Origin of the sequence: Salinicola corii (assembly GCF_008298015.1) — a bacterium.
Taxonomy (GTDB): domain Bacteria; phylum Pseudomonadota; class Gammaproteobacteria; order Pseudomonadales; family Halomonadaceae; genus Salinicola; species Salinicola corii.
Map to the genome: position 1 here is coordinate 67,985 of NZ_VTPX01000012.1, position 17,968 is coordinate 85,952.

Here is a 17,968-nt window from a genome sequence, read left to right on the forward strand (position 1 = left end):
TTTCCATGCGCAAGATGAAGACGTTGGCTCTGGCCGGCTCGCTGTTGCTGGCGCCGGTATTGATGACGCAGTCGGCACTGGCGGATCAAGCTTCCGCCGATCGCCTGACCCACCTGCTCGAACCGCTGAAGACCTATTCCGCGGATTTCGAGCAGCGGATTCTGGATGCCTCGGGCTCCAGCCTGCAGGACACCAGCGGCCACATGTGGCTGTCTCGTCCGGGTCATTTCCGCTGGGAAGTGAATGAACCCTACCGGCAACTGGTCGTCTCCGACGGCGACGAAGTCTCGCTCTACGATCCCGATCTCGAGCAGGTCACGATCCAGCCACTGGACGACCGGGTCACCCATACGCCGGCGCTGCTGCTCTCCGGGAGCGCTTCCGAACTCGCCGACAACTACGACGTCACGCGGCAGCAGCAGGGTGCCAGCGAGACCTTCACGCTGGTGCCGCAGGCCAACGATACGCTGTTCGAGCAGCTCAAGTTGACCTTCTACGGCGAGCAACTCGACGCGCTGCAGATGACCGACAGCACCGGCCAGCGCACCGCGATCGATTTCGACAACGCGCAGACCAATGTCGATATCGATCCCGCCCAGTTCCAGTTTCAGGCGCCCGAGGGCGCGGACGTGATTCGCGAGCAGTCGCCGGCGACCCCGTAACGCCGCGCCCGTCGATCGACTCGTCCTGTCGTGGTCTCCCACGCCAGGGCGAGTTCTACGGACAGCGAAGCGACATCTTTCAGGACTCGCCGTCCGCCTGACGATCCAGCTCCTCGCGCCACGCCTGCATCTGCTGAAAGCGCTTTTCCTGGCCGTAGTCACTGGGATCGTAGAAGCGTGTCTTCGGCAGGTTAGGCGGCCAGCAGTCATGGTGGGTGCCGGCCGGGTAGCCATTGGGTTCGCTATGAGCGTATCGATAGCCGTCGCCGTAGCCCAGTGATGACATCAATTTCGTGGGCGCGTTGCGCAGATAGACCGGTACCTCCAGGTCGGGATGCTGGGCGACGAACGCCTTGGCTTGACTCCAGGCCTGATCGATGCGGTTGCTTTTCGGTGCGACCGCCAGGTGGATCACGGCATGGGCGATGGCGCGTTGCCCCTCGTAGTCGCCCAGCCGCAGATAGGCGTCCCACGCCGCTATCACCAGCGGCAGCGCGCGCGGATCGGCGTTGCCGACGTCCTCCGAGGCGATCGCAGCGAGGCGCCTGACGACATCCAGCGGATCGCCACCGCCACTGATGAACTGGGCGACGTACAGTAGCGCGGCATCGGGGCGCGATGAGCGAACCGACTTGTGAATGGCCGACAGCACGTCGTAGTAGTGCTCTCCCTGCTTGTCGAAAGCCGCCGCCTGGTGTCCGATCACCTCGATCACTGCGTCGCGGTCGAGGATCTCGCCGTGCTCGTCGCGCTTGACGAAGTCGCAGGCGGTCTCGAGCAGGCCGAGGGCACGACGCGCATCGCCGGAGGCCGCCCTCGCCAGAATCGACAGTGTTTCGTCGCTGGCGCGGATATTGCGCTGCCCGAGCCCGAGTGTCTCGTTGCCGAGGGCGCGCTTGAGCACCGTGATCAGCTCGCTCTCGTCAAGGGCTTTCAGTACATAGACCCGCGCACGCGAGAGCAGCGCCGAGTTGACCTCGAAGGAGGGGTTTTCGGTAGTGGCGCCGATCAGCGTCAGCAAACCGGATTCGACGTGGGGTAGCAGGGCATCCTGTTGGCTCTTGTTGAGTCGGTGGATTTCGTCCAGGAACAGCAGGGTCCGGCGATCGCGCATCTGGCCCTCTCGGGCTCGCTCGACCGCCGCCCGGATCTCCTTCACGCCCGCCATCACCGCCGACAGTTGCTCCAGCCGGGCGCCGGAGGCTTCGGCGAGAATCTCCGCCAGCGTGGTCTTGCCGACTCCGGGAGGGCCCCACAGGATCATCGAGCGTACGCTGGCGGTCTCGGCCATGCGTCGCAGCGGCTTGCCGGGCCCGACCAGCGCCTGCTGGCCGATGTAGTCGTCGAGCGTGCGCGGACGCAGGCGATAGGCGAGGGGCGCACTGTCTGGATGGGGGGCGCCTCGGGAGGCGTCGTCGGCAAATAGGTCCATGGGGTTTCCAGGCTGGCTGACGGCAACGAAACGGTACATTTCGCTACAGCGATTCAGACGTTAGGCGTAGAGCGTTTATCGAAAAAACCGCTAGGGTAGGAAATTCTAGCGTGTCGCTGAAGGCAGACCCAATCGATCATCGATAGAGATGTCATTCGAGGCTCGTTTGTCGGTATCTGGCAGAGGTAATCCACGGCGTACATCGTCGATTCGAACGGCGGGGCAACGACGCCTTCGTTCACCCTGGCAACAGTGGTGACGAACCGTCGCAACGAGTCCCGGCGCCAAGGTCGTCGACAGGCGCTACACTAGGCTGACAAGGCGACGGGCGTCACTCGACTCCGCGCTTCACGGACAGGAGACTCACCATGCCCATGCTGACCCAACTGCGTCAGGACCATGCCAACATGGCGCGCCTGCTGCATGTGTTGCAACTCAAGCACAAGACCCTGGCGGACGGCGAGCGTCCTGACTTCCGTCTGATTCGGGAAGTCGTGGATTATATTCTCGACTACATGAACGGATTCACGATCCCCCTCGAGCGTATCTGTAGCGATCAGCTAGTGGCAAAGGCGTCCGGTATCCACGAGCTGAGCACGCGTCTCGCCGAGGATTATCAGCATCTGCATGAGCAACTGATGCGTCTGTCCCAGGATATCGACATGATTCTGATGGACGGTGTCATGCCGATGGACAAGTTCGCCGACGACCTCAAGTCCTATCTCGAAGCGCATCGGGCCTATCTGCGTGCCGAGCGGGAAGAATTGTTCCCGCTGATTCGCGAGCACTTCGACGAGGATGATCTCGCGCGCCTCGCCGACGAACTGCCTGCTCGGGCGGGTACCGAGTTGGCGCGGTTGCAGGAGGCGTATCCGGAGCTGTATACCGAATTTCGCGAGGCCCCGTCACCGCTGTAGGATTGGCGTTTCTCCCCCATCGTTGCCCGTCACGGCGGCGATCACCACTGCGCGATCGCCGCCGCTTGCGTAGAATAGCCGTCTGGCACGACAGGACGGGGGCAGAATGGATCGACTGCAAGCGATGCAGGTTTTCCGCGCGGTCATCGACGCCGGAAGCTTTGCCGGCGGTGCCCGGCGGCTGGGCGTTTCCAACGCCATGGTCAGCAAGCAGGTTTCCCGGCTCGAGGAGATGCTGGGCGTGCGGCTGCTGGTACGCACCACACGGCGTCTGCAGTTGACCGCCGAGGGAGAACGCTACCTGACGACCGCCGTTCGTCTGCTCGACGAACTGCAGGAACTGGAGGCGGGCATTGGCGAGCAGCGGGGCGAAATTCGTGGCCGTCTACGCCTCTCCGCGCCGGTGGATTTCGGCGCGCGTTCCTTGATGCCGGCGCTGCAGGCCTTCGAGGCGGCCCACCCGGCCGTATCGCTCGATCTGGTACTGGAGGATCGCCGCGTCGATCCGTTGGCCGAGGATTTCGATCTGGTCGTGCGAATTGGCGAACTGGAGGACTCCAGCCTGATCGCGCGACCGTTGATGCAGATGCCGATGCACGTCTACGCGTCGCCCGCGTATCTACAGCGCCATGGCACGCCCCGGCATCCTCAAGAACTCAGGGACCATCGCTGTCTGCACTATACCCTGTCGCGACACGGGCTTTACTGGCCGTTTCGGGTCGATGGCGAGATCTATCGCTTCCGGCTGCAACCGGCACTCTCTTGCAACAACGGCAGGGCGCTGGTCGAGGCGGCGGTACTCGGTATGGGATTGACGTTGAAACCGGCGTCCCTGGCCGCGCCGGAAGAGCGAGCCGGACAACTGGTTCGCGTGCTCGAATCCTTCGAGATGCCGCCGCTCGATATTCATCTCCTGTATGCCGAACGCGATTACATGCCGGCGCGTCTGCGTGCCCTGATCGAGGCACTGCTCGGCTATTTCGGTGACGACCGGGCTTATGATTGACGCCCTCATCTTCGATTCCGGCGTCGGCGGACTTTCCGTCAGTGAGGAGATCCGACGGCGGATGCCGGACTGTTCGCTGGGCTACCTTTGCGACAACGCGGCGCTGCCCTACGGCACCAAGCGTGACGACTGGCTGATCGCGAGAATCGTCGCCGTCTGCGTGAACGCATGCGAGTTGGCGCGGCCCCGCGTGCTGGTGATAGCGTGCAATACCGCCAGCACGCTGGCGCTGGAAGCGCTGAGGGCGAATCTATCGATACCGGTCATCGGCACCGTTCCGGCGATCAAGCCAGCGGCCGAGGCATCCCGAAGCCGTACGATTGGCCTGCTCGCCACCGGCGCGACCGTTCACCGGCCTTACCTGAATCGGCTGATAACCGACCATGCGCCGGATTGTCGGGTGGTGCGTGTCGCCGCGGACGCGCTGGTCACCCAGGCTGAATCTCATCTCGCGGGAAAGTCGGTCGATGTCCGTGCGCTTCAACTGGCCGTTGCGCCGTTGAAGGCGGCGGCGGACCTTGATGTCGTAGTGCTGGGGTGCACCCATTTCCCGCTGCTGCGTGGGCTGCTCGAGCCGTTGATGCCCGACGTGCGCTGGATCGACTCCGGGGTGGCGATTGCCCGCCGACTGAATCAAGTGCTGACCGATGCCCAGTCGGTCTTCGCGCCGCAAGGCGAGGCGAGCGGGGCGCCCAGTTGGGCTACGGCGCCCTGGGTCGAGAGTCTGGCGCCGATCCTGAGGCGTTTCGGCTACTCGCCGCCGCTTTCTCTCGAGATCGCTTCGCCCGCTGTGGCCTCCCACGTTTCATGAGCCATTGCTCTCTTTCTGCCCGAGGACTTCTGGTTTGGTGATTTTCGATATCGATCCCTCGCGTTACGACGCCCAGCTCGAGGCCAAGCGCCAACGCATCGAGCGACAGTTCGCTCGCTTCTCACCGCCGCCGCTGGAGGTGTTCTCATCGCCGCCTTCCTACTACCGAATGCGCGCCGAGTTCCGTATCTGGCACGAGGGAGACGATCTTTTCTACGCGATGTTCGAGGCCGATCCGAAGGCACCGCTTCAGCGAGGCCGGGTCGCCCAGCGCGTCGTCCGCGTCGACCGTTTCCCGGTCGCCAGCGAGCGCATCAACGAACTGATGCCACGCCTGCTGGACGCGATTCGTGACGAGTCGCTGATGCGACGAAAGCTGTTCCAGGTAGAGTTTCTCACCACGTTGAGCGGGGAAGCGCTGATCACGATGATCTACCACAAGCCGCTGGGCGAGGACTGGGAGGCGCGAGCCCGCGAACTCCAGGCGCGGCTCGGGGTGTCGTTGATCGGACGTTCCCGCAAGCAGCGGCTGGTGCTGGATCGCGACCACGTCTGGGAGCGACTCGAGGTAGATGGCCGAGAACTCCGTTACCAGCAGGTCGAGAACAGCTTCACCCAGCCCAACGCCGAGATCTGTCGCGCCATGCTGCACTGGGCCCGGGACGTCACCGCCGCTACTGCCAAGGAGAGTCGGAGAGATCTGGTCGAGCTATACTGCGGCAACGGCAATTTCACGGTGGCGCTGGCGCAGAATTTCCGGCGCGTGGTCGCCACCGAGATTTCGCGGACGTCGGTCGCTTCCGCGCAGGCCAACCTCGAGGCTAATGGCATCGACAACGTTCATGTGGCGCGGATGTCGGCAGAGGAGTTTGCCCTGGCGCTGGCCGGAGAGAAGCAAGGGCGACGAGTCGCCGCCATGGAACTCGCCGAGTGCGACTTCTCCACCGTACTGGTGGACCCGCCGAGGGCGGGACTGGACGCCGACAGCTGTGCGCCACTGATGCGCTACTCCCGCATCATCTATATTTCATGCAATCCCGATACACTGGCCGTCAATCTCGAGCAGTTGAGCCGGACGCATCGCGTGGCTCGTATGGCGCTGTTTGACCAATTCCCGTGGACGGACCACTGTGAGTGCGGGGTGCTGCTCGAACGCCGATCGTCGGCGTCGTCGGCGTGATCCGAGGTGCCGTGCTGGCCCGAGACCGAGCCAGCATCGTATCTTGTCAACCGTCGATGCGATCATGCAATCCCGTCGTTGATGCATAACCGACATGCGTCATGACGAAGCTTCAATTGAGTAGGGCGCCATGCGGCGCTGACGTAAGCTTCCAGCCTATTGAATGCGGCCGCCATGTTGACGGTCGATGCCAGCCGAGGTGATAGATGCAACACGTCGCGATCGAGGGAAAAACGGAATTTCTGGAGCAGTTGCAGGAAAAACTGTCCAAGCGGCTCCCCGAGGACAAGGTCAAGCGGATCACGGCGTTTGCCGAGGATCTCTACGCCACCGCGCCTTTCGAAGAGGCGGCGGATCGGCAACTCGATGATATCTACGGCGCGACGCTGGCGGCCTGGCATTTCATGCGCACCTTCGATCCCGATGAAGCCAAGGTCCGGGTCTTCAATCCCAACTTCGAATCGCATGGCTGGCAATCGCCGCACACGGTGGTCGCCGTTCTTCATCGCGACATGCCGTTTCTGGTCGATTCGGTGCGCATGGAGCTCAACCGCCGAGGCTTGACCCTGCACGCGATCCACAATGCGGTGCTGGCGGTCGAGCGTGACTCGCGCCATCACGCGACACGAATTACCGGAACGCGGGCCAGACAGGCGCCGGAGGCCCGCGAGTCGATCATCTTGATCGAGGTGGATCGCCATACCGACAGCGAGACGCTGTCCGATCTCGAGCAGGGCTTGTGCGACGTGCTGCTCGACGTACGGGCTGCCGTTGCCGATTTCGATCCGATGTGCGACAAGGTCCGTGAAGTCATCGACGCGCTGGACACCCAGAAGCCGAGCGGCGTTACCGCGGCGGATCAGAAAGAGACGGTGGCTTTCCTCAAATGGCTGCTCGACGAGCATTTCACGTTCCTTGGCTACGCCGAGAGTCGTTTCGTCGGCAGTGGCAAGAAGGCACGCAGCGAACGGGTCGATGGCAGCGAACTCGGCGTGCTCAAGCTGGATCAGCCGCGCTATCGGGAGCCCGTGCGATTCGAGCATGACAAAGGGGCGGCGCTGCTTCACTTCGCCAAGAGCGCCTATCACGCGCGCGTGCATCGTCCGACCTACCCCGACTACATCGCCGTCACGCGCCACGATGCCAAGGGCAAGGCGATCGGTGAGTGGCGCTTCTTCGGCCTGTTCACCTCGCTGGTCTACAATGAATCGCCGCGCACCGTGCCGATTCTTCGCCGCAAGGTCCAGGCGGTCATCGACGCGGCCGGCGTCAATCCGAGAGGGCACAACGGCAAGCTGCTGCTGCAGGTGCTGGAAGTGCATCCCCGTGATGATCTGTTCCAGAGTTCCACCGAGGAACTGAGCCGAACCGCATTCGGCATTCTCAACATCCGCGAACGCCGCCGGGTGCGCCTGTTCATTCGTGAAGACCGTGCCGGCCAGTTCTACTCCTGCCTGGTATTCGTGCCGCGAGATATCTTCTCGACGGATCTGCGGCTGCGTATCCAGAACCTGCTGTGCGAGGAGCTCGACGCCACCTTCGCCGACTTCAACCCCTACCTCTCCGAGTCGATCCTGGCGCGCATCCAGTTCACGCTCCGTTTCAACGGCGACGAGCCCGTCGATTTCGACAGTCGCGCGCTGGAGAAGAAGGTCATCAATCTGGCGCGGAACTGGCGCGAGGAGCTGCACGGCGCCTTGATCGAGACGCTGGGCGAGGAGGCAGGAAACCGTCGGGCCCAGGCTTTCCGCGATGCCTTCCCCAGCAGCTACCGCGACGATTTCTCGGCGCGGACCGCGGCCAACGACATCCGCCATCTCGAGGCGCTCGACGAGGGCGCCCCGATCGGGGTCAGTCTCTATCACCTGGCAGAGAGCGCCGCCGGTAGCGTCAACCTCAAGCTCTACCATCAGGATACGCCGATCCCGCTCTCCGACATGCTGCCAGTGCTCGAGAACCTGGGGCTGCGCGTCATCAGCGAACGGCCTTACCGCATCGCCAGCGGCCAGCAGACCTACTGGATTCATGATTTCACTTTCGAGTATCGAGGTGTGGGCGATGTCGATCTGGGCGACATGCGCGACAACTTCATCGACGCCTTCACCAGGATCTGGGTCGGTGATGCGGAGAACGATACCTACAATCGGCTGATCGTCGGTGCCGATCTGGACTGGCGTCAGGTCGCCGTGCTGCGAGCTTATGCGCGCTACATGAAGCAACTGCGCATCGGGCTTTCGCAAGCCTACATCGCCAATACCCTGGCAACCCATGCCGATATCACCCGAGGGCTCTCGCGGCTGTTCACGCTGCGCTTCTCCCCCGAGCTCGAGTCTCGCGAAGCGCAGTGCCAGAGTTGCATCGACGAGCTCAACGCCATGCTCGATCAGGTCGCCAGTCTCAACGACGACCTGTTGCTGCGCCGCTATGTCGACCTGATTCTGGCGACCGTCCGCACCAACTTCTTCCAGCCACGCGAAGATGGCAGCGCCAAGGAGTACATTTCGTTCAAGCTGGAGCCGAGCAAGGTGCCCGGCATGCCCAAGCCGCGGCCGATGTTCGAGGTCTTCGTCTATTCGCCGAGGATGGAGGGCGTCCATCTGCGCGGTGGCAAGGTGGCCCGCGGTGGCCTGCGCTGGTCGGACCGCAACGAGGATTTCCGCACCGAGATCCTGGGGCTGATGAAGGCGCAGCAGGTCAAGAATTCGGTCATCGTCCCGGTCGGCGCCAAGGGTGGCTTCATCTGCAAGCGCATGCCGGAAAACGCCGATCGCGACGCGATCCAGGCCGAGGGGGTCGAGTGTTACCGGATCCTGATTCGCGGTTTGCTGGATATCACCGACAATCTCGACGGCACCACGGTAGTGCCGCCGCGCACGGTAGTACGCCACGATCCGGACGACCCTTATCTGGTGGTGGCGGCGGACAAGGGCACGGCGACCTTTTCCGACTACGCCAACGCGATCTCGATCGAGTACGACTTCTGGCTGCGGGACGCCTTCGCTTCCGGCGGCGCCCAGGGCTATGACCACAAGGGTATGGCGATCACGGCCCGCGGTGCCTGGGAGTCGGTCAAGCGCCACTTCCGGGAAATGGGCCTGAATACCCAGCAGGAAACTTTCAGCGTGCTCGGCATCGGCGACATGGCCGGCGATGTCTTCGGCAACGGCATGTTGCTGTCCGACAAGATTCTACTGGTGGGCGCTTTCAACCACCGGCATATCTTCGTCGATCCGAATCCCGACGCTGCCAAATCCTTCGCCGAGCGCAAGCGCCTGTTCGCGCAACCGCGCTCGAGCTGGTCGGACTATGACGAGAAGCTGATCTCCGAAGGCGGCGGTATCTTCTCCCGCGATGCCAAGTCGGTTCCCATCTCCGCGACGATGAAGAAGGTCTTCGGTATCAAGGCGGACAAGTTGTCGCCCAACGACCTGATCAATGCGATGCTCAAATCCAAGGTCGATCTGATCTGGAACGGCGGCATCGGCACCTACGTCAAGGCCTCCAGCGAGAGCCACACCGACGTCGGCGACAAGGCCAACGATGGCCTGCGCATCGACGGTCGCGAGCTTAACTGCCGCGTGGTGGGTGAAGGCGGCAACCTGGGACTGACCCAGCGTGGCCGAATGGAAGCGGCGGAGAAGGGGATTCGCGTCAACACTGACTTCATCGATAACGCCGGTGGCGTCAACTGTTCGGATCACGAGGTCAATATCAAGATCCTGCTGGACGGTATCGTCCAGCGCGGCGACATGACCGAGAAACAGCGCAACCAGTTGCTGGTCGAGATGACCGAAGAGGTCGGTGAACTGGTCGTGCGGGACAACTATCGCCAGACCCAGGCGCTGTCACTCGCCGAACTGCAATCGAAAGAGGGGCTGGGGCCTTATCGCCGGTTCATCAATGAACTGGAAGCGGCTGGCAGCCTTGACCGGGAACTCGAGTTCCTGCCCAACGATGAACAGCTGATCGAGCGCAGCAACAACGATGGCGGACTGACATTGCCGGAGTTGAGCGTGCTGATCTCCTACGCCAAGAGCACGCTCAAGAGCGACCTGATCGCCGCGGAGTTGCCCTCTGACCCGCAGTTGCAGCAGCACGTAACGAAAGCGTTTCCCGAGACGCTGGCCGAGCGCTACCCGGACGATCTCTACCAGCATCGTCTCAAGCGCGAGATTGTGGCGACCCAGATCGCCAACGATCTGGTCGATCACATGGGGATCACCTTCGTGCGGCAGTTGCGCGACTCCACCGGCGCATCGCGGGTCGAGATCGCCCAGGCCTATGTCATCGCCCGCGACAGTTTCGGATTCAATCACCTGTGGGAACAGATCGAGGCACTGGATTACCGTGTCGACAGCCAGACGCAATACGCCATGATGCGCGATCTGATGCGGCTGTTGCGCCGGGCAACACGCTGGTTCCTGCGTCACCGGGGCTCGCTCGGCGTCAAGGAGTGCGTCGAGCAGTACGCCCCCCAGTTGGCACAGTTGCAGGAAGACATCGGCAACCGCCTCAGTGGCGACGAGCGTGAAGCCTGGGGCAGGCGCCGTGATGCTTTGGTCAAGGTGAAGGTGCCGGAAGCCCTGGCTTCGATCGTCGCTGCCGCCTCCAGCCTCTATGCCGGGCTGGGCATCATCCAGGCGGCGCGGACCAGTGGTGAGAAAATCCAGCGGGTTGCGGAGACCTACTACACGATCGGCCAGCGGCTGGAGCTGCCGCGGATGATGCAGCAGATCAACAGCCTGGAAGTGCGCGACAGCTGGCAGGCACAGGCACGCGAAACGTTCCGAGACGACCTCGATCGCCAGCAACTGGCGCTGACGGTCAAGGTGCTGGGCATGTCGGACGCCCCGCGTGAGATCGAACCCCGGGTCGAGCACTGGCAGGAGTTGCACTCGCCGCTGTTCGATCGCTGGAACGCCTTGCTGGCGGAGATCGATTCAGGCTCGCAGATCAGCTTTCCGCTGGTCGCCGTGGCCATCCGAGAACTGGTCGACCTTGCCGAGAGCGATAGCGAGGGCTAAGGTAGCCTGCAGGTCGGGCGGCAGTGATGTCGCCCGTCATGGATGGGTGAACCCCGCCGGTCCGGTGACCGGTGAGGCAGTGCACCGTCAGTGCATAGGTGATTCAGCACGGAGGCGCTCTCCGCAGGCCCTTAAGGTGCCTCGGGGAGCGTCTCTGTTATGCTTCGGCTCCGATTCGGTCGCAGAGTGCAGAGAGAGGCCCCATGAAGTATCGCGTATTTTCCACTTTATTCGTGGCATTGAGTCTGGCGGGCGCCAGCGGTCAGGTTCTCGCTCAGAGCGAAGCCATGAAAGAAGCTCAGGAAGCGGCCGGCAAGGTCGATTTGACCAACTTCTTCAAATCCAGTTCGGATGCGCGCAGCCGCAGCTTCTTTTTCGGTGGGCTCCATCGGCACCCGTTTACCGTCGACCAGGCGGGCCGCTATCGGTTCTCGAGTTCGACACTGCCCGGGGAGTCCGATGACTACAAGATTTCCGCCAAGTTGATCGACAGCGACGGCAACGTACTGGCCAGCGGTACCGGGATGGGTAATACCGGGGGGCTCGAGATGACCGAGTCGCTCGAGCCCGGTGATTACTCGCTACAGGTCTCGGGGCAGAAGTTCGGCACCACCAAGACCGGTGGCAACAGCTACAACATCGACGTCGCGCGACTGGATGCCAGCGGCAACGTGGTGACCAGTGAACAGGGTGGCGTGGACAATGGCGGCGGCATCATGTTCGGCGGTGCCGGGCCGAGCGGCAGAACGACGGCCTTCGTCGACGAAGGCGATCAGGTCGCGACGCTGAGTGCTCCGGGCCGGCAATCGGCGAGCGATGTCGCCAGTCCGACGAGTGGAGGCGAGCAGCGTGCCTCCACCGGTACGTCCAACACCGGAGCCGCTGCGACACCGGGGGCGGCACCCGAGGGGACCGCTGCTGGCGCGATGGCAGGTGCCGCGTCTCGGGACGCCAGCCGTGGCCGTGACGATCAGCCGGCAATGCCGGATGCGTTCGACGAGATCGTCGCCGATATCCTGATTCGTCAGGAGGGCGAGGTGATGAGTTTCGACGTGGCGCAGGCAGGAACGGTGTCGGTCGAGAGCTCCACTTTCCCTGGCAACGAAGGCAGTTATCGCCTGCAGGCCAAGGTGCTTGACGAGGACGGCCGCACGGTCGCCAGCGATGAAGGCTCGCTGATCGATGGCAATTTCGACATCGAGACGGTGCTGCAGCCGGGCCGCTATCGGGTCTGGGTCAAGGGGCAGCGGTTCGGCTCGGCGATGAACGGCGCCAACAACTACACCTTGCGGGTCCAGCAGCTCGATTCACAGTAACCAACACGTTTTCGCGGCACTACCCGGCGCCTCGGTGCCGGGTTTGTCGTTCCTGCACAAGGAGGCCTCGCTCCCGGCTGGAGAGTTTCTGTGCAAGGAGTTCGTCCCGAGGCGCCAAGGTGGGATATACTCGCCCGCCGCTAGAGACTCCCTTCGTTACCGACGAGACTATCCATGTACGCCCTCGTTCGTTCGCTGTTGTTTCGGCTGGAGCCGGAAACCGCACACCGCCTGACGCTGACCGCATTGGACACTGCCCATCGCGCGCGTTTATCCGGCCTGCTGGGCGACACCTATGTCGCTTCCAGCGCCGTCGACCTGATGGGCCTGACTTTCCCCAATCGGGTAGGGTTGGCTGCCGGGCTGGACAAGAACGCCGATCATCTGGATGCCCTCGGTGCACTGGGTTTCGGTTTCGTCGAAGTCGGCACCGTAACGCCCAAGCCGCAGCAGGGTAATCCCAGACCACGTTTGTTTCGGCTGGCTGGGCCGCAGGCGATCATCAATCGAATGGGGTTCAATAATGCCGGGGTCGATCACCTGGTCGCGAATGTCCGCCGGAGTCGCTACAACGGCGTCATCGGTGTCAACATCGGCAAGAACCTGACGACGCCGGTCGAGCGGGCGGTGGACGATTACGTGACGTGCCTGCGCAAGGCGCATGGGACGGCGCACTACATCACGGTGAATATCTCCTCGCCTAACACGCCGGGGTTGCGCAACCTGCAATTCGGTGACCATCTCGACAGCCTGCTGAGCGCTTTGAAGGACGAGGTGACCAGGCTCGACGCCGAGCACGGGCGCCGCGTACCGTTGGCAGTCAAGATCGCGCCGGACATGACGCTGGACGAGATAGCACTGGTGGCCAGTACGCTACAGGCGAACGATATCGATGGCGTCATCGCGACCAATACCACGGTGTCGCGCGAGCACGTGGCGGGGATGCCTCATGCGCACGAAGCCGGAGGTCTGTCGGGAGCGCCGTTGTTTGCCAGCTCGACTGCGGTGGTCCGGGAGTTGAGACGGCTGTTGCCGACGATGCCGATCATTGGTACGGGAGGGATCGACAGCGGTGTTCGTGCTAGCGAGAAGTGTCAGGCGGGTGCCGATCTGGTGCAGATCTACACGGGGTTCATCTATCGCGGCCCCGAGCTGATCGGTGAGTGTGTACGAGCCACGCAGGCCGATGGCTCGACTCATCGGTGATGCGATGGTTGGTAAAGGCCGAGCGCCGGCTCGCGGCTGACGACTCAGTAAAAAGGCCCGCCAGCGGCGAGCCTTGGGAGTACCGAAATGGCATTATCATTCATCATAACGGCTATGTCATGACCGTAGGGTTCTTGTGGATACCCGAAACGCCCGTCATACCGGCCCATTGGTCTCCGCGACCCTCACGCCAACCGCTCATCCAGTTTTCGCGCAGATTCACATCCTGGCTCGGACACTCGTCGCGTGAGCGACCGACCACCCCCGCCTTGTAGCCGTGAAGAAATGCCCGCTGGTTGCGATCACGTTTCTGTCGTTTCATCGTGTAGTAGCCTCTTGTCAGAACAAGTGCATCTCCTGAGGAAAACGACAGTCAGCCGGGCGGCATCGAGCCAAATCCGACAGACTGCCCGCGAAAACGTCCGGACAGGCAAACCGCATGCGTTGTTTCGTAGCTACGACTGTTAGCTTTAGCCGAAATGAGAAACGATGTCGATAGGCGTTTTGTCATAAAGCCTTCCCTTCACCGACTTCACAGGAATATGACCGCTCCATAACGGTCGGATGACGCCGCCATGAAAGACGATAACTCGCTGTTAAGCCTCCACATCACCTGCCCGTGGGGAATCGAATCCCTGCTGGCCGAAGAGATCGTCGAACTGGGCGGCGAGATACAAAAAACTACCGCCTCCGGCCTCCATGCGCTGGCCGATCGGTCGACGGCGTATCGCATCTGCCTGTGGTCGCGATTGGCGAACCGGGTGATCCTGACGCTGGGACGCGAAGCCAACTGCGAAGCGCCCGCGTCGATCGTCGAGGCGGTCAAGAACATGCGCTGGGCGGAGCTGCTCAAACCCGGCCAGACGCTGGCAGTGGACTTTCATGGTCACTCTCCAGCCATCCGGCATACGCGCTTCGGCGCCCAGGTGGTCAAGGATGGCGTGGTCGACGCGCTGCGCGCGGCAGGTCGGGAACGACCGGAAATCGCGCCCCGCGACGCGGACGTCAGGCTGTTCGCTCACCTGCACAAGGGTCAGTTGCTGGCCGGTATCGACCTGGTGGGGGCGAGCCTGCACCAGCGCGGCTATCGTCGTGATTCGGGGCATGCACCGCTCAAGGAGAATCTCGCCGCGGCGCTGCTGACGCGTGCCGATTGGCTGGCCCGGGCCAGGCGTGGCGAGCCGCTCGTCGACCCGATGTGCGGCGCCGGCACGCTGCTGATCGAAGCGGCGATGATGGCGGCCGACATGGCGCCACAACTGAACCGGGAACGCTTCGCCTTCGAGACGCTGGCCGACTTCGATGCCGAGGCCTGGCATCTCCTGCGGCGCGAGGCGCAGGCGCGTGCCAACGTCGGCCGGCGCCGCGCCAGATCGCGCCTGTTCGGCCTGGACCAGAGCCCGCAAGCCATTGGTGCGGCGAGGAGCAATGCCATGCGTGCCGGCATCCCCGCCCTAATCACGCTGGCCGGCGGCTCGGTGAAGGCGCTCGAATGCCCGGCCGAGCTCCAGGAGGGGGAGAGCGGCGGGACCGGGCTGGTGGTGACCAACCCGCCCTATGGCGAGCGGCTGGGCGAGTTGCCCGAGCTGGTCGCACTCTACAGCGATCTCGGCGAACGGATGCGTCGGCATTTCCCGGGATGGCAGCTGGCCCTGTTCACCGGCAACCCGGACCTGGGCCACCGACTCGGGCTGCGGGCTCACAAGCAGTATGCGTTCAAGAACGGTCCGCTCGACTGCAAGCTGCTGCTGATCGATATCGCCGGTCACGAGGCGGCGGGAGAGGATAGTGAGCCGTCGCGTCCGGCACCGCGGGAGAGCGTGCTGAGCGAGGGCGCCCAGATGTTCGCCAATCGCCTGCAGAAGAATCGCAAGCGGCTGAGCAAGTGGCTCAAGAAGTCCGGAGAGGCTTGCTATCGACTCTACGATGCCGACATGCCGGAGTACGCCCTGGCCATCGATGTCTACGGGCATCAGGTCCATGTCCAGGAGTACGCGGCACCGAAATCGGTCGATCCGGGCAGGGCGCAGCGCCGCCTGATGGACGCGTTGAGCGCGATTCCGGTCGCCCTGGACGTGCGGCCCGAACAGATTCACTACAAGCAGCGCGAGCGCCAGAGCGGCAAGGCGCAGTATCGCAAGCAGGGCGACAGCGGCGACCGTTTCGTGGTCACGGAGGGCGGCGCCAAGCTGTGGGTGAACCTCAAGGACTATCTCGATACCGGCCTGTTCCTGGATCATCGGCCGGTGCGGCGTCTACTGGCCGAGAAAGCCGGTGGCAAGCGCTTCCTGAACCTGTTCTGCTATACCGGCACGGCGACGGTGCAGGCCGCGCTGGGCGGTGCGGATGACAGCGTCAGCGTGGATCTTTCGAACACCTATCTGGAGTGGGCGAAGGACAATTTCAGCTTGAACAAGCTCGATCCCGGCCGGCATCGGGTCGTGCGCGACGATTGCCTGCGCTGGCTGGAGACGGCGGGAGGGGAGTTCGATCTGATCTTCATGGATCCGCCGACTTTCTCGAACTCCAAGCGCATGGAGGGCACGCTGGACATCCAGCGCGACCACGTCCGCCTGATCGAACTGGCCATGGCGCGCCTGGCACCGACGGGAGAGCTGATCTTCTCCAACAATCAGCAGCGGTTCAGCCTGGATGCGTCACTGGCGTCGCGCTATCGGGTCGAGGAAATCACCGCTCGGACCTATGACCCGGACTTCACCCGGCGGGCCAACCTGCATCACTGTTTCCGTATCCGCCACGCTGGCTGACACCTCGGGCCGCGCTCAGTCAAGCAGCGACAGCTGGGCCACGGCCTGCCGCCCCTCCGGGGTATCGTCCTCGGCTTCCAGCACCTTGCGGTAGCCGCGCGCCGTCTGTATGTGCGACAGGTCGTCGACCCACATCATGGCCTGATCGTAGCTGTCGGCGACGGCATGCTTGAGGCCGCCGTACTGAGTGCCGATCTGGCCCCAGGCGCGACTGTAGATCCAGTCGCCAAACATGTCCTGATGCAGATGGACCAGGACGTAGTCATGTTCACTTTCCCAACGGACGATCACGCGGACTCCTGCTGCTTGGTGCTCATCGCTTGTTCATCGCGAATGGCCGGCCTAATATGGCTGCGCCGAGCGTCGCGGCTCCAGAGCCCCGCGATGCACCCGGCGTCAGATGCCATTGTAAAGCAAGCCCCGTAGAAATCGACGCCGGGTTCGAACGAAACAAGAGGGTAGTCATGCGTATCCTGGTGGACGAGAACATTCCGCTGGCGGAAGAATTCTTCGGCGAATTGGGAGAGATCACGCGCCAGCCCGGCCGCGAGATGACCGCGGCCAGTCTCCGCGGACACGACATTCTGGTGGTCCGCTCGATCACCCAGATTGACGAAGCCCTGCTGAAAGGGGCCGACAAGCTGAAATTCGTCGGCACCTGCACCATCGGCACCGATCATATCGACACGGCGCTGCTGGCCGAACGGGGCATCGGCTTTGCCAGCGCTCCTGGCAGCAACGCCGATTCGGTGGTCGATTACGTGCTTTCCAGTCTGCTGCTGCTGTCCGAGGAGGATGGTTTCTCGCTCTCGGGCAAGACCGTTGGCATCGTCGGTGCCGGTAATGTCGGCGGTCGTCTGGCGGCGCGCCTGGACAATCTGGACGTCGACTGCCTGATCTGCGATCCGCCGCGAGCCGAGGCCGAGGGCCGCGAGGATTTTCTCGACCTGGACGCGTTGATCGAGCGGGCTGATATCGTCTGCCTGCACACCCCCCTGGTGGCCGCTGGTGAACATGCCACGCATCACCTCATGGATCGTCGCCGCATCGACGCCCTCGAGCCGGGCACGGTGCTGATCAACGCCGGGCGAGGTGACTGTCTCGACGGTGACGCCCTGCGCGAGCGCCTCCAGCGTCAAGGCGATCTGCGCACGGTCCTGGACGTCTGGGAGCACGAGCCGGGCATCGACGAGGCGCTGTTCGAGCTGGTCGACATCGGAACGCCCCATATCGCCGGCTACAGCGTCGACGGCAAGATGCTGGGGACGGAGATGATCTACCAGGCCGCCATGCGCCACTTTGGCCTGCCGGCGCGCAAGAAGCTCGGCCAGCTCAAGCCCGACCCGTGGTTGCGCAAGATCGTCCTGCACAGCTGGACGCCGCCGCTGGAGGCGCTGTCGCTCTGCGCCCGGGCCTGCTACGACGTGCGCCGGGACATGCTGGCGTTCGATCGTTACCGGCGTCGACTTGGCATGGCGGCGGGGTTCGATGCCTATCGCCGCGAGTATCCTTCACGCCGCGAATTCCAGACGCTGCGGGTCGAGTTGAAGAAGAACAAGGGCGGCCTTCGCGACGCCATGGAAGGGTTCGGTTTCAGCGTCAAGCTCGGCAAATAGCCGCGGCCGGCAGGGGAGCCTGGCGGGATG

The 17,968-nt window shown here is 63.2% G+C and carries 13 protein-coding genes; 10 read left to right on the forward strand and 3 right to left on the reverse strand.

Annotation, left to right across the window (positions count from 1 at the left end; all coding sequences use genetic code 11):
• Positions 1-5 precede the first annotated feature (5 nt).
• A complete protein-coding gene (gene lolA / locus F0A16_RS17640; protein ID WP_149436694.1) occupies positions 6-662 on the forward strand; it encodes an outer membrane lipoprotein periplasmic chaperone LolA in 657 nt (218 codons plus the stop codon).
• Between the two features lie 79 nt (positions 663-741).
• Here the strand turns inward: lolA and F0A16_RS17645 are convergent, their stop codons facing one another.
• A complete protein-coding gene (locus tag F0A16_RS17645) occupies positions 742-2,094 on the reverse strand; it encodes a replication-associated recombination protein A (protein WP_149436696.1) in 1,353 nt (450 codons plus the stop codon).
• A 374-nt stretch (positions 2,095-2,468) separates the two neighbouring features.
• Here F0A16_RS17645 and F0A16_RS17650 point away from each other — a divergent pair, with 374 nt between their 5' ends.
• The 7 genes from F0A16_RS17650 to F0A16_RS17680 all read left to right on the forward strand — a co-directional run bounded on the left by F0A16_RS17650 (position 2,469) and on the right by F0A16_RS17680 (position 13,554).
• Entirely contained in the window at positions 2,469-3,011 is a 543-nt protein-coding gene (locus tag F0A16_RS17650) for a hemerythrin domain-containing protein (protein WP_149436770.1), read from the forward strand.
• Positions 3,012-3,117: 106 nt separating this feature from the next.
• Positions 3,118-4,017, forward strand: a complete 900-nt coding sequence (locus F0A16_RS17655; protein WP_149436698.1) for a LysR family transcriptional regulator — start codon at positions 3,118-3,120, stop codon at positions 4,015-4,017.
• On the forward strand, positions 4,010-4,828 hold the full coding sequence (gene murI / locus F0A16_RS17660) for a glutamate racemase (protein WP_149436700.1): 819 nt from the start codon (positions 4,010-4,012) through the stop codon (positions 4,826-4,828). Before F0A16_RS17655 ends, murI begins: the two co-directional genes overlap by 8 nt.
• A gap of 34 nt (positions 4,829-4,862) precedes the next feature.
• Complete coding sequence (gene trmA / locus F0A16_RS17665; protein WP_149436702.1) at positions 4,863-6,008, forward strand: tRNA (uridine(54)-C5)-methyltransferase TrmA; 1,146 nt, start codon at positions 4,863-4,865, stop codon at positions 6,006-6,008.
• Positions 6,009-6,214: 206 nt separating this feature from the next.
• On the forward strand, positions 6,215-11,032 hold the full coding sequence (locus F0A16_RS17670; protein WP_149436704.1) for an NAD-glutamate dehydrogenase: 4,818 nt from the start codon (positions 6,215-6,217) through the stop codon (positions 11,030-11,032).
• A 203-nt stretch (positions 11,033-11,235) separates the two neighbouring features.
• Positions 11,236-12,348 carry a hypothetical protein gene (locus F0A16_RS17675; RefSeq protein WP_149436706.1) on the forward strand — a complete coding sequence of 371 codons (1,113 nt, stop codon included), beginning with the start codon at positions 11,236-11,238 and terminating at the stop codon, positions 12,346-12,348.
• A gap of 174 nt (positions 12,349-12,522) precedes the next feature.
• Positions 12,523-13,554 carry a quinone-dependent dihydroorotate dehydrogenase gene (locus tag F0A16_RS17680; RefSeq protein WP_149436708.1) on the forward strand — a complete coding sequence of 344 codons (1,032 nt, stop codon included), beginning with the start codon at positions 12,523-12,525 and terminating at the stop codon, positions 13,552-13,554.
• 112 nt (positions 13,555-13,666) lie between these two features.
• Here the strand turns inward: F0A16_RS17680 and rmf are convergent, their stop codons facing one another.
• Positions 13,667-13,876 (reverse strand): ribosome modulation factor, encoded by a 210-nt coding sequence (rmf, locus tag F0A16_RS17685; RefSeq protein ID WP_110600781.1) that lies wholly within the window; start codon positions 13,874-13,876, stop codon positions 13,667-13,669.
• Positions 13,877-14,129: 253 nt separating this feature from the next.
• Here rmf and rlmKL point away from each other — a divergent pair, with 253 nt between their 5' ends.
• A complete protein-coding gene (gene rlmKL, locus F0A16_RS17690; protein ID WP_149436710.1) occupies positions 14,130-16,322 on the forward strand; it encodes a bifunctional 23S rRNA (guanine(2069)-N(7))-methyltransferase RlmK/23S rRNA (guanine(2445)-N(2))-methyltransferase RlmL in 2,193 nt (730 codons plus the stop codon).
• Positions 16,323-16,337: 15 nt separating this feature from the next.
• On the opposite strand, the gene F0A16_RS17695 is transcribed toward rlmKL, so the two are convergent.
• Positions 16,338-16,613, reverse strand: coding sequence for a WGR domain-containing protein (locus F0A16_RS17695; RefSeq protein WP_149436712.1), 276 nt, complete (start codon positions 16,611-16,613; stop codon positions 16,338-16,340).
• Positions 16,614-16,786: 173 nt separating this feature from the next.
• Between F0A16_RS17695 and pdxB the strand changes: the two genes are divergently transcribed.
• Positions 16,787-17,938, forward strand: a complete 1,152-nt coding sequence (pdxB, locus tag F0A16_RS17700) for a 4-phosphoerythronate dehydrogenase PdxB (RefSeq protein WP_149436714.1) — start codon at positions 16,787-16,789, stop codon at positions 17,936-17,938.
• The last annotated feature ends 30 nt before the right edge of the window (positions 17,939-17,968 follow it).